General features: G+C 62.5%; 15 protein-coding genes. 6 read left to right on the forward strand and 9 right to left on the reverse strand.

What is annotated here, in order from left to right; all coding sequences use genetic code 11:
• Positions 1-76: 76 nt before the first annotated feature.
• Together BLQ01_RS14855 and BLQ01_RS14860 are read right to left on the reverse strand one after the other, a co-directional pair.
• Positions 77-496: a VOC family protein gene (locus tag BLQ01_RS14855; RefSeq protein ID WP_026541757.1), complete on the reverse strand. Its 420-nt coding sequence runs from the start codon at positions 494-496 to the stop codon at positions 77-79.
• A gap of 68 nt (positions 497-564) precedes the next feature.
• The gene (locus tag BLQ01_RS14860; RefSeq protein WP_091552590.1) at positions 565-1,485 is read right to left on the reverse strand and encodes a DMT family transporter; all 921 of its coding nucleotides are present in this window, start codon (positions 1,483-1,485) and stop codon (positions 565-567) included.
• Here BLQ01_RS14860 and BLQ01_RS14865 point away from each other — a divergent pair.
• Positions 1,484-2,899 carry an aminotransferase-like domain-containing protein gene (locus BLQ01_RS14865; RefSeq protein ID WP_091552591.1) on the forward strand — a complete coding sequence of 472 codons (1,416 nt, stop codon included), beginning with the start codon at positions 1,484-1,486 and terminating at the stop codon, positions 2,897-2,899. The two genes, BLQ01_RS14860 and BLQ01_RS14865, sit on opposite strands and share 2 nt — an antisense overlap.
• 129 nt (positions 2,900-3,028) lie before the next feature.
• Here the strand turns inward: BLQ01_RS14865 and BLQ01_RS14870 are convergent, their stop codons facing one another.
• The gene (locus BLQ01_RS14870; protein ID WP_091552593.1) at positions 3,029-4,651 is read right to left on the reverse strand and encodes an MFS transporter; all 1,623 of its coding nucleotides are present in this window, start codon (positions 4,649-4,651) and stop codon (positions 3,029-3,031) included.
• Positions 4,652-5,468: 817 nt separating this feature from the next.
• The gene (locus tag BLQ01_RS14875) at positions 5,469-6,257 is read right to left on the reverse strand and encodes a putative protein N(5)-glutamine methyltransferase (protein WP_091552767.1); all 789 of its coding nucleotides are present in this window, start codon (positions 6,255-6,257) and stop codon (positions 5,469-5,471) included.
• A gap of 238 nt (positions 6,258-6,495) precedes the next feature.
• Here BLQ01_RS14875 and BLQ01_RS14880 point away from each other — a divergent pair, with 238 nt between their 5' ends.
• Together BLQ01_RS14880 and BLQ01_RS14885 are read left to right on the forward strand one after the other, a co-directional pair.
• On the forward strand, positions 6,496-6,729 hold the full coding sequence (locus tag BLQ01_RS14880; RefSeq protein ID WP_091552595.1) for a hypothetical protein: 234 nt from the start codon (positions 6,496-6,498) through the stop codon (positions 6,727-6,729).
• A gap of 70 nt (positions 6,730-6,799) precedes the next feature.
• Positions 6,800-7,060 (forward strand): hypothetical protein, encoded by a 261-nt coding sequence (locus BLQ01_RS14885; RefSeq protein ID WP_026547384.1) that lies wholly within the window; start codon positions 6,800-6,802, stop codon positions 7,058-7,060.
• 85 nt (positions 7,061-7,145) lie between these two features.
• On the opposite strand, the gene BLQ01_RS14890 is transcribed toward BLQ01_RS14885, so the two are convergent.
• Positions 7,146-9,734, reverse strand: a complete 2,589-nt coding sequence (locus tag BLQ01_RS14890) for an ATP-dependent DNA ligase (RefSeq protein ID WP_091552596.1) — start codon at positions 9,732-9,734, stop codon at positions 7,146-7,148.
• A 38-nt stretch (positions 9,735-9,772) separates the two neighbouring features.
• Here BLQ01_RS14890 and BLQ01_RS14895 point away from each other — a divergent pair, with 38 nt between their 5' ends.
• On the forward strand, positions 9,773-10,639 hold the full coding sequence (locus BLQ01_RS14895) for a non-homologous end joining protein Ku (RefSeq protein ID WP_026541765.1): 867 nt from the start codon (positions 9,773-9,775) through the stop codon (positions 10,637-10,639).
• A gap of 79 nt (positions 10,640-10,718) precedes the next feature.
• On the opposite strand, the gene BLQ01_RS14900 is transcribed toward BLQ01_RS14895, so the two are convergent.
• Genes BLQ01_RS14900 through BLQ01_RS14910 form a run of 3 tightly spaced genes read right to left on the reverse strand, consistent with a single transcriptional unit; the run spans position 10,719 to position 12,247 of the window.
• Positions 10,719-10,985 carry a DUF7218 family protein gene (locus tag BLQ01_RS14900; protein ID WP_026541766.1) on the reverse strand — a complete coding sequence of 89 codons (267 nt, stop codon included), beginning with the start codon at positions 10,983-10,985 and terminating at the stop codon, positions 10,719-10,721.
• 24 nt (positions 10,986-11,009) lie between these two features.
• The gene (locus BLQ01_RS14905) at positions 11,010-11,717 is read right to left on the reverse strand and encodes a DUF6766 family protein (RefSeq protein WP_091552769.1); all 708 of its coding nucleotides are present in this window, start codon (positions 11,715-11,717) and stop codon (positions 11,010-11,012) included.
• 5 nt (positions 11,718-11,722) lie between these two features.
• Positions 11,723-12,247: a DUF6328 family protein gene (locus tag BLQ01_RS14910; protein WP_035761033.1), complete on the reverse strand. Its 525-nt coding sequence runs from the start codon at positions 12,245-12,247 to the stop codon at positions 11,723-11,725.
• A gap of 116 nt (positions 12,248-12,363) precedes the next feature.
• Here BLQ01_RS14910 and BLQ01_RS14915 point away from each other — a divergent pair, with 116 nt between their 5' ends.
• On the forward strand, positions 12,364-12,579 hold the full coding sequence (locus BLQ01_RS14915) for a hypothetical protein (protein ID WP_026541769.1): 216 nt from the start codon (positions 12,364-12,366) through the stop codon (positions 12,577-12,579).
• A gap of 132 nt (positions 12,580-12,711) precedes the next feature.
• Here the strand turns inward: BLQ01_RS14915 and BLQ01_RS22415 are convergent, their stop codons facing one another.
• Positions 12,712-12,882 carry a hypothetical protein gene (locus BLQ01_RS22415; protein ID WP_167332885.1) on the reverse strand — a complete coding sequence of 57 codons (171 nt, stop codon included), beginning with the start codon at positions 12,880-12,882 and terminating at the stop codon, positions 12,712-12,714.
• 309 nt (positions 12,883-13,191) lie between these two features.
• On the opposite strand from BLQ01_RS22415, the gene BLQ01_RS14920 reads away from it, so the two are divergent.
• Positions 13,192-13,671: a Dps family protein gene (locus tag BLQ01_RS14920; RefSeq protein WP_026541770.1), complete on the forward strand. Its 480-nt coding sequence runs from the start codon at positions 13,192-13,194 to the stop codon at positions 13,669-13,671.
• The last annotated feature ends 34 nt before the right edge of the window (positions 13,672-13,705 follow it).

Consider the following 13,705-nt stretch of genomic DNA (forward strand, 5'->3'; position numbering starts at 1 on the left):
GTACCCGTCAACGGCCCGGTAAAACGGCGAGCCCCGGTAAAACGGCGAGCCCGGGTAAACGGCAATCAGCCAGGCGTTAGTCCGCCACCAGCTCTACCTCGTAACTGTCCGTGTTGAGCAGGTACGCGGCGTAGTGGTCCGGTCCTCCGGCGTGGGGGTATTTGGACTCGAACATTTCATACCAGCCCGCATCGGCGCCGAGTGCACGGATCCTGTCCACGTTCTGGCGGGTTCCTGCGTGGAAGGCAATGTGGTTCAACCCAGGGTCGGTGCGCCTGTGCGCTGTCCCTGTGATGGCATCGGTCTGTTCCACCACCACGTAAGTGCCATCGAGCTTCCAGCTGCACCCGGTGGGCCACTCTTGAAACGGCACATACCCGAGCTCGCCCAGCAGCCACCCCCACTCTTCCCTTGCCCGTTCAAGGATCGGTACCCAGATTTCAAGATGGTGGATGGACCCTGTGGGCCTTGGGGATTCCGAAGCAACCTCATGCATGCGCCGAGTCTACGAGGTCGGCGCCCGTTCCACATCCGCTGCGCTCGCCGGGTCGCCGCGGGTACTTTCTACTTCCTGAGCCTGACACGTACAGCGGCGCCGGCGCAGAGGATGACGGCGAGACCTCCCACTACGGTGGTCCACGTCATCGGCTCGCCCAGGAGAAGGCCGGCCCACGCGATGGTCATGACGGGTTGGACGAGCTGGATCTGGCTGACTTGGGCCATGGGTCCGATGGCCAGTCCGCGGTACCAGGCAAAGAAGCCCAGGAACATGCTCACCACGCCCAGGTACGCGAAGGACAACCACTGGAGGGGAGTAGCGCCAGGCATTCCGGAGCCCAGGGACAGCGCCGTCAGGAGGATCATGACGGGTGAAGCCACCACCAAAGCCCAGGAGATGGTCTGCCACGCCCCGAGTTCCCTGGCCAGCAACCCGCCTTCCGCGTAGCCAATGGCCGCCGCCACCACGGCACCCAGCAACAGAAGGTCGGCCCAGTGCAGCGAACCGAAACCACCGGACTGCACCAGTGCGAACACCACAGCGGCCACCACGCCCACTGCCGTGAGGACCCAAAAGAGCAGCCGCGGACGTTCCCGCCCCCGGATCACCGCAACAGTCGCCGTGGCTGCCGGCAGCAGCGCGATCACCACTGCTCCATGGCTGGCGGACGTACTGGTCAAGGCGAAGGTGGTCAGCAGCGGGAACCCTGCCACGATTCCTCCGGCCACCACGGCCAGGCGAATCCATTGCCTGCCCCGGGGGAACCGCTGCCGGGTCAGGCCGAGGGCAAGCGCTGCAAGAAGGGCCGCCACCACTGCACGGCCCGCGCCAATGAACAGTGGCGACATGCCGGCCACGGCTACCCGGGTGAGGGGCACCGTGAAGGAGAAAGCGACGACGCCGAGGAGGCCCCACCAGATACCGGTCGAAGTCCGGGTGGATATCACTGGCCGTAAAAGTGTAGTAGCGCTACTATTGTGACTCATGAATAACGATAGCAGTTCCCGGATCGTCTCGGAATTGAAGGAGTGGATCGCCGGGGCTGCTCCGGGAGCCAGGCTGCCGTCCACCCGACACCTCGTGACCGAGTACCAGGCCAGTCCGGTCACCGTCCAAAAAGCGCTGCGGACCCTCACAGCGCAAGGGCTGATCGAGAGCCGTCCGGGCGTTGGAACCTTCGTGAGGGCGTACCGGACCGCCAGGCCCTCGGATTACGGCTGGCAGACAGCGGCATTGCGTGCCGCCCAAACCGCACGGCCTCTGAACTCTGCCGCCATGCGTAGCGCCGCCAATGACGTTATCGCCTTCCACTCCGGCTATCCCGACCGTGAACTCCTTCCGGAACGACTCGTCCGCGCCGCCCTCACTCGTGCCGCAAGGGGAGACGCGGCCCTGTCCAGGCCCCCGGCCCAAGGACTTCCCGAACTCCAGACCTGGTTCGCGCAGGAACTCAGTACCTCAACCCCGGTGGGCGTCACGCCGCCCCAGCCCAGCGACGTCGTGGTTCTCCCCGGCAGCCAAAGCGGACTCAGCTCAATTTTCCGCGGCCTGGTGGGCCACGGCCAACCGCTGCTGGTGGAGTCGCCCAGCTACTGGGGTGCGCTGCTGGCGGCGGGCCAGGCCGGCGTCAACGTCATTCCTGTTCCGTCCGGTCCTGAAGGCCCGGATCCGGAAGAACTGGGCCGGGCGTTCGAGGAATCGGGCGCCCGGTTGTTCTACGCACAGCCCAACTTCGCCAACCCCACGGGCGCGCAATGGTCGACGGAACGGGGTGAGGAAGTCCTGCGCATCGTCCAACGCCACGGAGCTTTCCTAGTGGAGGACGACTGGGCTCATGATTTCGGCATCACGGCCCCGTCGGTTCCGCTGGCCGCCAGGGACGATTCCGGCCACGTGGTCTACATCCGCTCGCTGACCAAGAGCGTTTCACCGTCGATCCGCGTCGCCGCCGTTATCGCCCGGGGGCCGGCCCGCGAACGCATCATGGGTGCACAGGCCGCCGAATCGATGTACGTCAGCGGGCTGCTTCAAGCGGCAGCGCTCGACGTCGTCACCCAGCCAGGGTGGCAGACGCATCTTCGCGGACTCAGCCATCAACTGCAGTCACGCCGCGACCTCCTGGTCACCAGCCTGCGGGAGCATGTTCCGCAGGCCCACCTCAGCCACCTGCCCAAGGGCGGTTTGAACCTGTGGCTGCGGTTGCCGGACGGGTTCGACGTCGATCGCCTCACCAAGGACTGCGAGGCGGCCGGGGTGCTCATTGCCGCGGGCACGGAGTGGTTCCCCGCGGAACCGGAAGGGCCGTACATCCGGCTCAATTTCGCCGGGCCCAACCCGGGCGGATTCCCGGAAGGTGCGCGGATCATCGGCGCAGCAGTGAAGGCCCAGTTGGGGCTTTAACGGCCGCAGCCACCAACCTCAAGGAGAGCGCCTTGGGGTTGGTGGCTACGCTGGGCGGCAGGATCGCCGCGAACTAACCGAGTCGCTTGCAATAAGCGTCGCTATGCAGAAGTTGCAGGCAAAGAGTTCCTAAGCGGGGGTCAGGTCCTTGTTGCCTTTACCGAACACTGCATCATCGATCGGCTGGCCGTCGAACGGCATCTCGTCCAGGTTGATGAGCGGGTTGGTGTCCTGCGTTTCGACGAGCTCGCGTGCCTCGGCCTGGGTGTCCACGCTGGGCATGGAGCCGGGCAGGGGACGCTGGGCGGATTCGCGCAGGAAGTAGATGGCGATTGCGCCCACAATGGACGTGGCCATCAGGTAGTACGCCGGCATCATGTCATCGCCGGTTCCCTCGATCAGGCCCTGCACGATGAACGGCGTGGTTCCACCAAAGATCGCCACCGAGAAGTTGTACGCGATGCCCATTCCGCCATAGCGGCTGGACGTCGGGAACAGTGCCGGCAGGGCAGAGGCCAGGTTGGCGATGTAGAACGTCACCGGGAAGGCGATCAGTGCGAGCCCGGCCAGGGTGGACCAGATTTCGCCAATGCCGATCAGCATGAAGGCCGGAACCGAGAAGACGATGGTGCTGCCTGCGCCAACCCACAGCACGGGGCGGCGGCCGATACGGTCCGAGAGCTTACCGGTCAGCGGGATGCATACGGCCATGATCACCAGGACCGGGATGGTCAGCAGGGTGCCGTGGACGGGATCATAGCCCTTGGAGTCCGTGAGGTACGTGGGCATGTACGACGTCAGGGCGTAACCAACGGTGTTGGCTGCGGCTGCGAGGATCATGGCCAGCACAATCTGGCGCCAGTAGGCCTTGATAATGCCGATGGGTCCCTTGGCAACGGCAGCGTCCTGTGCTGCTGCATCCTTGGCGGAAGCTTCCTGGGCGTCCAGAGTTGCCTGGAACTGGGGGGATTCCTCGATCTTGCTGCGGAAGTACACGGCGATCAGGCCCAGCGGACCGGCGATCAGGAACGGAATCCTCCAACCCCATTCCTCCATGGCTGCCTGTCCGAGCGTGAGCTGCAGGACCGAAACCAGGGCGGCACCAAGGGCAAAGCCGATGTAGCTGCCCATATCCAGGAAGCTGGCAAAGTAGCCGCGGCGCTTATCCGGGGCGTACTCGCTGACAAAGGTTGTGGCACCGGCGTATTCGCCACCGGTGGAGAAGCCCTGGATGAGCTTGAGGATCACCAGCAGTGCGGCGGCCCAGATGCCGATCTGCGCGTAGCCGGGAAGGAGGCCGACGGCGAAGGTACTGGCCGCCATGAGCATCAGTGTTGCTGCGAGGACCTTCTGGCGTCCCACCTTGTCGCCCAGCCAACCGAACACGATGCCACCGAGGGGGCGTGCGATGAAGGTTGCGGCGAAGGTGCCCAGAAGGAAGAGTGTCTGGACGGACTTGTCTGCTTCGGGCAGGAAGACAGGGCCCATGGTGGTGATGAGGTAGCCGAACACGCCGACGTCGTACCATTCCATGGTGTTGCCGACGATGGTGCCGCCGAGTGCTTTGCGCAGCATCGGCTTGTTCACCACGTTGACGTCGGACTCTTTGAGCCGGCGCTTCGGGCGAAGCTTCGTTTTCTTCGTTGCGTTCTTTACTGCGTTTGCGGCGCCCGTGGGGGCTGCCGTTTCCTGGTTTCCGGTGGCGTTCCTTGCGCCATCCGGAGAGACGGACGTGCTTTGGTCTATGGGCATTTGGGCTTCTCCTAGGGAGGTCATTTGCTTGCGACTTCTGCTGCCCCGCTCTGGGCAGGGTTTCAATTTTACGGGTTTTGGGCCGAAAACCCGAGTTGAGATCCGATTTTTGGGCCCTCTGAGGGCGCAAATTGCCTAGGTGTGTTGCATCTCATTACCCGCTCTTGCCCTGCAATCATGCGGATGTCCGGCCGTTTTTGCCCTCCGGAGCGCGTTGTTACCAAATTGTTTAGCTACACCCACGTAACGGGGCTGATTCGGGCCTAAAAGCTGACGGTTTGGAGGAGCCGCGCAGATCGTCGTGCCCACGAGTGCGGCTGACGAGCGGTTGCGTGAGAGCAATGAGTCGATGGCATATTAACGGCGGCCACCGGCTCTACACCGATGGCCACCGCTCCCGGTTAGGGGATGTTGTGCCAGAACAGGCGGACGACATCAACGACTAGTCGGATGATGTTCACCGCCAGATTCCAGGCGCCCCATGGTTCTTCACGTTTCCGTTTGGATTCCATGCCGGCACCTCCTCCCGGAGGAACAGGGCACGGGCTACACGTGTCTATGAGCACAACAACGTTGCGCCCCACGTGCGTAGGGCCATACACTCAAAGTGTTCGGATTTGAGGATATGACCCTCTGACCGCACCAATGAGCGCACCGCGCTGAACAAAGACCCGATTGCACTCGGGTCTTTTGTTCTTTAACGGCACCTCAGGCTCTTGCCTGATGATCCCAGCGTAACGGCCACGAGACACCCCAACGGACATCCGTGCGCAGCTTCAGGCAGGCAAATTGCACGAGAACGGCCGACCCGGGTTGTTCAGTCGCTAGTACCCGACTGCGAGCGTGATCCAAGAACCAAGGTGGCGTCCAAGCCTTCATCGAAAACCACCTCCGGGAGCAACCCAGCTTCTGCCATGATCCCCGCAGTATGCTGCGACTGCTCCTGCGAGGTTTCCATCACCAGAAACCCGCCCGGCCCAAGCCACCCGGCCGCCCCCAGCGCAACCCGCCGTTGGACCGCCAGACCGTCAGTCCCGCCGTCGAGCGCTATCCGAGGCTCGTGCAGCCGCGCTTCGGCCGGCATCATTGAGATGGACTCCGTGGGAACGTACGGTGCGTTTGCGAGCAGAACGTCCACTGTCCCGCGCAGCTCAGCCGGGAGCGCCGCGTACAAGTCCCCGTGATGGACGGTCCCACCACGGGGTTCGATGTTCAGGCGCGCGCAATGGACAGCGTCGGGATCGATGTCCGCCGCATGCAAGCGGCAATTCCCCAACTGATCGCTCACTGCCGCACCCAGCGCTCCGGAACCACAGCAAAGATCAACGACGACGGCACCCGGCTTGGCGAGCATGGCCGCCTTGCGCACCAGGAACTCCGTGCGGCGCCGTGGCACGAACACACCAGGCCGGACCGCCATGCGCGTCCCGCAGAAATCCGCCCAACCAACGATGTGCTCCAAGGGCTGCCCCTTGACCCGTTGTTCCACCAGGCGGTTGAGCTCGTCAGGATGGTTGGCGGCCTCGAGGAGCACCTTAGCTTCGTCTTCTGCGAAAACGCACCCCGCAGCGCGAAGGGTGGCGGCAACGTCGGATCCCCGGTTCATGAAGGCCATGCTAGCCAAGGGGTTCCCAAACTTCCCGGTTCTTGGTTAGGGTATGAGGCATGGGAACACTGATTTTTGAGTAGACCGGCCTTTGCCTCACGGCACTGCCCGAGTTTCACCTGACAAAAATCCACGCCTGTTGAGGCCCTGCCTCCATGCCGTTCCCGAATGCCTTTCCAGAACCGCAACGTCATGGGATACGTGTCTCTTCAGGACTCACACTTCAAGGAGTCCACATATGACTGCCAACCCTTCCGAAAACAACACCCCCGAGACCCCGGCACAGGAGCCCGCAGCCAATGCCCCGGCTTCCGGCGGTATCAAATCCAAGCTGACCGACGCCCAGAAGGCCATGCTGGCCAGCAAGTCCGGAGGCGGTGCGCCGGCTGGCTGGCAAAGCACCGGCAAGGGACACAAGCCCACGTCCGCCAGCGGCAAGCAGGCCAAGACCGAGAAGAAGGTCCGCTGGTAAACGCGGCGGACAGGCACACAGGAAAAGACAGGCACACAAGAAAAGACAGGCACACTGGAAAGGAAGAACCATGACTGCGAATCACGAGTCTGAGCGCATCAATCCTGAGGTTGCAAGCCACTTGGTGGAGTCCATGGGAATGGCGCCGATGCCCGAGCCGACAACCATCGCCGTCGCACTGGGCGGAGACCAGACTAAACAGTGGCCGGACGGCAACGGCAAACGCCGCCACCCGAAGGACCGCGACCAAGCCCACGGCCGCATGGGCCAGGGCGCAGCTGTAACGGCGATCCACAGGACCAGCCGCCCACAGCTGCCGCACTCGTCCTGACAACACCCGCACCACCCCGCGTAGCCAGCCCAACTGAGTGACAGCAAACGTCCCATTGAACCCTCAATGGAGCTTTATCTGTTACTTAGTTGGGCTGGCTTACGTCGTTGGGGGACTTGTCCGGACGCCACCCCCGCCACACGGGATGGCGCAACCGGCCGGGGCCCGTCCATTCCCCGAATGTCACTTCGGCCACCAGCTCAGCGGAGACCCACCGGGCTCCCGCAGCGTCCTCCCTCGGAATATCCGCGAACGGGGAATCCGCTACCACCAGGGGCTCCAATTGCTCCATGACCTCGCGGAGTTGCCAGTCTTTGAAGCCGGTACCGACCCTGCCCACATAGTGCAGCTTGTTGCCGTCGGGAATGCCCAGCAACAAGGAACCGAACGTCCCGCTCCGGGCCCCGGCGCCTGGACGCCAACCACCCACCACCACTTCCTGGCTCTGCTCCAGCTTGAGCTTGAGCCAGGACCTGCTGCGTCGGCCAATGACGTAGCGGCTGTCGGCCTTCTTCGCCATGACACCTTCCAGGCCAAGCTCGGCAGCGCTGGCCATGAGGTCCTCCACATCGTGGTCCAACACCGCTGACAAGTGCAGGGGGCAACCTTTGCGCAGGCGCTTCGCAAAGCCGGAGAGCTTCTGGTGGCGCTCGCTGAACGGCAGCCCGCTCAGGTCCATGCCGGCGTCGTAAAGCAGGTCAAAGAGCATGAGCTGCACCGGGACCGATGCCTGTGCGCGCTTTATGTCGGCCGACTTGACCAGGTTCATCCGGGCCTGGAGCCGGCCAAAGTCGGGGCGGGACCCCTTGCCCAGGGCCACGATCTCTCCGTCGGCCACGAAGTCGCCGTCTGGCCAGCACGCACGGTCCGTCAGTTCCGGGTACGTGGCGGTGAGGTCATTTCCGTTGCGGCTCATGAGGCGGATCCTGCCTTCGGTGCCGGTGATGATCGCCCGGATCCCGTCCCATTTCAGTTCAAACAGCCAGTCGTCGCCACGGAGATCAGCGGTGGTCCCGGAAGTGGCCAGCATGGGGCTGTAATTCGGCATGGGTTGGGGAGCGGCAGGCGCGGTTACAGAGGGCTGTGGCCCGGACTTCGGCGCAGTATGTGAGGACGCCCGCCGACCCCCGGGCTGCTCTTTCATCAAATGGATAAGCCAGTTCTGGCCCGTATTGATCAGCGCAAACCGCTTGGTTCCGCCCAAGCCCCCGCCGGGTTCGCCCGTGAGGGTGGCGATGACTTCCTTGCCGTCGCGCCACTTCTCACACGTGTACTCACCGCGGTCCCAGATGGTCATGGTCCCTGCACCGTATTCGCCCTTGGGAATGACGCCCGCAAAATTGGCGTATTCCATGGGGTGGTCCTCGGTGTGCACCGCCAGATTGTTGCGGTCCGGTGTTTCCGGGACGCCGCGGGGAAGCGCCCATGATGCCAGCACGCCGCCGTGCTCCAGGCGCAGGTCCAAGTGGTACCGGCGGGCGTGGTGCTCCTGGATGACGAAGATGCCGCCCGGCGGTGGAGGGTCGCCGGGCTTCGGCTGTTCGGAGGAGGAGTTTCCGGATCGGGGCCCGCCAGGACCAGCAGCCGACGACGACGGAAACGGCTCCGGGGTCTTCTGCGGATCGCGCATCCCGACATACTTGGCGAGACGGTTCTCCACCGTCACCACGCGCTCGCGGTTTGTGTTGGAACCGCTGGTGCCCGAACCGCTGGTGCCCGAACCGCTCAAAGCCGCCGCGGCGCCGTCGTCGTCATTGTCGTCCTCACCGTGGGGCGGCAGGTGCCGGTCCGAGATGGGCGCGAAATGGTCTTTGCCCGTCCTGACCCGCTTCATCACCGCCTGGAAGTCCAAGTGGTCCAAGGATGCGGAAGCGAGCTCCCGCCAGGTGCGCGGGGCGGCCACTGTGGGGTGTGCCTTGCCCCTGAGCGAGTAGGGGACGATCGTGGTTTTGTTACCGCTGTTCTGGCTCCAGTCCACCAGCACCTTGCCGTGGCGCAGGGACTTCTTCATATCGCTCACCACCAAATCGGGGTGGTCCGATTCCAAGGCGCGGGCCAGTTCGTGAGCGAAGGCCGAAACTTGTTCGGACTTCAAGGTTCCGTCCAGGCCCGTGTAAAGGTGTATGCCTTTGCTGCCGCTGGTCACCGGGACGGGGTCCATGCCCATGTCCTGGAGGATGGAGCGGGCAAGTTTGGCAACCTCGACGCACTCGTGCAGCCCTGCCCCCGGCCCGGGGTCAAGGTCGAGGACAAAGCGGTCGGGGCGGAGGGGCTTGCCGGAGGGGTCGACTTGCCACTGCGGAACATGGATTTCCAGCGAGGCGATCTGGGCCATCCACGTGAGCGTGGCCAGGTTGTTCACCATGGGGTAAACGTTGACGTGGTCCGAATGCTGGATGGCCGCCCGGGGAATCCAGCGGGGCGCGGAGTCCTCGAGATTCTTTTGGAAGAAGACCTGCCCGGGATTTTCGGCGGTGCCTACTCCGTTGACCCAGCGCTTGCGGGTGACGGGCCGGTTGGCAGCGGCGGGGATGAGGAAGGGCGCCACGGCGGCGTAGTACTCCAGCACTTCGGCCTTGGTGGTGCCGGTTTCCGGGTAGATGATTTTTCCCAGGTTGGTGAGCGTGAGCTCGTGGCCTTCCACGTTCACGCGCTCCTGTTGCTTGCCTGCCACCTCTTCTCCTCTGCTGTGTTGTGCTGTTGACTGGGTGCATGAGGGCCATATGGAAGGGATCTATCGCGTTCGGTCTGGTCAACGTACCAGTGAAGCTCTACAGTGCCACGGAGGACCACGATATAAGCCTGCACCAAGTCCACAATAAGGACGGCGGGCGCATTCGGTACCAGCGGAAATGCGAAATTTGCGGCGAAGTGGTGGCCTACGAGGATATTGACAAGGCCTACGAAGAAGAGGGCCGCACGGTGGTTTTGACCTCCACCGAATTGAAGTCGTTGCCGGAGGAGAACAGCCGGGAAATCGAGGTGGTGGAGTTTATCCCCGCCGAGCAGCTGGACCCCATCATGTATGAGCGCAGTTATTTCCTGGAACCGGATTCCAAATCGCCCAAGGCTTATATGTTGCTGCGGCAAACCTTGGAGGACACGGACAGGATCGCAATCGTCCAGTACGCGCTTCGGCAGAAAACGCGGTTGGGTGCACTGCGCGTGCGGGGCGACGTCCTCCTGCTGCAGGCATTGCTGTGGGGAGACGAGGTCCGTGAAGCCAAGTTCCCGTCGTTGGAGACCGACATCAAGATCTCGGACAAGGAACTGGAGATGTCCTCGGCCCTGGTGGAATCCATGGCTCATGACTTTGATCCCGATGAGTACACCGATGACTACCAGGTCCAGTTGAAGACGCTGATCGAGGCCAAGCTGGAAAAGGGCGAGGCCCTGGATACCGAGGCCACCTTCGGTGCCGTGGAAGGCGAAGGGGAGGGTGGCGACGTCATCGACCTCATGGAGGCACTGAAGCGCAGCCTGGACAAGAAACGCGGCAAGGAAAAAGCGGACGACGACGCCGCTGCCGCCGGCAAAACCGCCACCAAACCAAAGGCGCGGGCCAAGAAAAAGGCGTGAACCGGCGTCGTAAATAAACCCATCAACATCCCAAAAAGCAGCGGCCGCGGTGCGAGCGGTCGCTGCTTCTTAACTGCTGTCAGTGATTTCTCAGCATGGAGATAAGCTCGGATTTCTTCTTGTCGGAATAGCCTTTGAGGCCTAATTCCTTGGCGCGGGACTTCAGTTTGTCCACCGTCCAGTCATCGTAATCGCCGGACTTACCGCCCTTGCTTCCTACTTCCTTGCGGCCCTTGGCAGCAGCGGCATTGGAGACGCGGGCCGCTTTCTCCTTGGAGGCGCCATCCTCGCGGAGCTCTTCATAAAGTTCGGGATCTTTCAAACTGGAGTTTTTCTTTCCTGGCATGATGCATTCCTTTCTCGGATGTGGCTAGGCGCCCGTCTCATAGTGGGGCTCTGCAACAGGCTTCGACTCGGGCGAACCCCGCTCCCGGAGGTATACGGAGGCCCCCACCAGAACGGCTACGGCAAGGAATTCGCTTTGCCAGTTCTGGAAGGACTCAAACCAGAACTGGCTGGAACCCATGTACTCCCAGGTGGAGACCTCGGTAAGGCCGTGGCTGCGCTGTTCGTCGTTGTAGGCGGCCGTACCGCCGAATGCGTGCAAGGTGAACGAGAGCAGGAAAAGCAGGCCGAGGAGGCCGGAAAGCGAGTGCTCGTAGACCTTCAGGACCCAGCCGCCCCGGCGCACCGGCCAAGGGGTCTTTGCGGTCATTTTGGCGTCACGGGGGTCCTCATCCTGGGGCGCGTCCTTATCCACAGGCTTCGACTCCGACGATCCCCTCTGGAACAGGAATACCGTCAGGACCACGTACATGGCCATTTGAAGGAACTCCGACTCCCAGTTCTCGAAGACGGCTTCCCAGAAGCTTCCCGAAGTCAGGAAATCGGTCAGGCTCGTTGCCGGTTCACCATGCGCTTGCTGTTCTTCGCTGTAATTGGCGGCCCCTGAAAGGATCATTCCGCCGAGGAAAAAGACGAACAGGCCCGCATTGACCAGCAGCAGGCCGTGGTCTTTGACCCAATTGCGCTTTTGGGCCTTGCCGGATGTCTGTTCGTGTTGGGCAGGTCGCAGCATCTTTTTCACACCTCTCGCGCAGTTCCGTTATTGCCTTCCCCGTTTCGGACGGCGCGGCGGTGCAGCCACACCGGGGTTCCCACCACCAGGAGCAGAAGCACCAGGATGATGAATCCTCCGGCCACTAGTCCGGATGTCCGGCCGGCGGTGAAATCGAACACCAAGGTGGCCGATCCAACGATCAGCAACGCCACACCGGCCAATGCCCACTTGGTGACGACGTCGGCTGTCGAAACCAGCGTGGCTTTGAGGCCCCTGCGGAACAGCCGGCGGTGGACACTGACGGGGAGCACTATGAGGACGGTGGTCAGCGCCGCCACCATCACGTTGAAGAGGTAGAGGCTCCGTTGCCAGTCGTCCAGATATTCGAAGCGTCCCTGGAAGGGCAGCGTCAACAGGAAACCGCCCAGAATCTGGACCCCGGTCTGGAGCACCCGCAATTCCTGGATCAATTCCATCCAGTTGCGGTCCATACGCTCCTCAACGGATTCGTTGCGGCCGGTTCTGGGAGCCTGCTCCGGCTCTATCATCTCTGCACCTCCAAGATGGTTTTGGTGGACGACGACCATACACGGGACTACGGTCGAACTGTCAGCATTCCTCGATTTTGCATCGGGGCCTCATCGCCATTTCCAAGGAGGAAGCAATGAGCCAGGACGAACACCGCGTGGAACCGGACAGCGAGCCCGGCGGCTACGGTACACCCACCCCGGAACAGGAAATGCCTGGCCAGGGTGATGAACGCGAGACGCCGGAACGGCCGGCCCAGGGAGTCCCCGATACTGCCGTGGACGAGATTCCCACACCCCAGGACTCCGATGCTGCCCCACCGCCCTCAGCCACCGGGGATGCCCCGGGCTGAGGCTGATGATGCCCGAGGGCCGTTCCCGCCACACTTGCAGTGGTGGGAACAGCCCTCGTGGTCTGTAAGTGCAGATGTGGCCTTTAAGTGCAGATGGAGTACCCGTTGAGTCCGGGTGGGGTCCAGCGGTGCCTAAACCGTATGTCCCCTGCGACCTGACATGAAGCTCAGCAACCAGCCGATGGCTGCGACAACAAGGAGGACGACGCCAACCCACAGCAACCAGTTAAGGGCCTGGGAGAAGCCGCCTACAAGGAGGAGAACAATTGCTACTACACCAGCAATGATCAGAAGTGTATTCATGGTCAGCACATTCCTTTCTGGGGGAATCTTTGATGAATCGCGGATTCCCAACTATGCATTCCGATTTACTTCGATTGAGTTATGCCGGTACTCCAAGGCGTTCGGCCGCCTCAAAGTGCCTTTACCGCATTTGGCTCCCCAAGCTCCGCTGGGAGCCAAGTTCGCCAGTTGTGAACACTAACACTCCTCATTGTACTACTAAGCATCCTTATGAAAGGCTTATGCCAGTCGTCACTTGATGATTGGGCAGTTGCCGCAGAAATTTTGCGGCGCATTTTTGGCTCACATGAACGTCCATGAGAGGAACACATGAAAGCGTCACAGCAGCTTGCAGACAACCTTCAGATCGTCCTGACCGACCTCATCGAGCTGCAGCTCCAGGGGAAGCAGGCGCACTGGAACATTGTGGGACCGAACTTCCGGGATCTTCACCTTCAACTGGATGAGCTGGTCCTGGCCACGCGCCAGTTTGCCGACGACACCGCCGAACGTATGCGCGCACTCCATGCCCTGCCGGATGGCCGCAGTGCCACCATCGCCAAGGGCACGCGCCTGGAGGAGTTCCCTGCCGGCCTGGTCAACACCAAGAACGCCGTCAAGCTGGTCACGGACCGCGTAGAGCGCGCTGTGCAGACCATGCGCGATGTCCATGACGAGGTGGATGAGGAAGATCCCACCACCGCTGACCTGCTGCACGCGTTCATCTCCCGCCTTGAGCAGTTGGTGTGGATGATCAACGCAGAAATCATGAACGCCGGCGCTTCCGTCACGGATCCGGACGAAGCCTAGAACGCCACGGACCGGGTGGATCACGAGTAGGGCG

This window comes from Arthrobacter sp. UNCCL28, from assembly GCF_900102805.1.
GTDB classification, from domain to species: Bacteria; Actinomycetota; Actinomycetes; order Actinomycetales; family Micrococcaceae; genus Arthrobacter; species Arthrobacter nicotinovorans_A.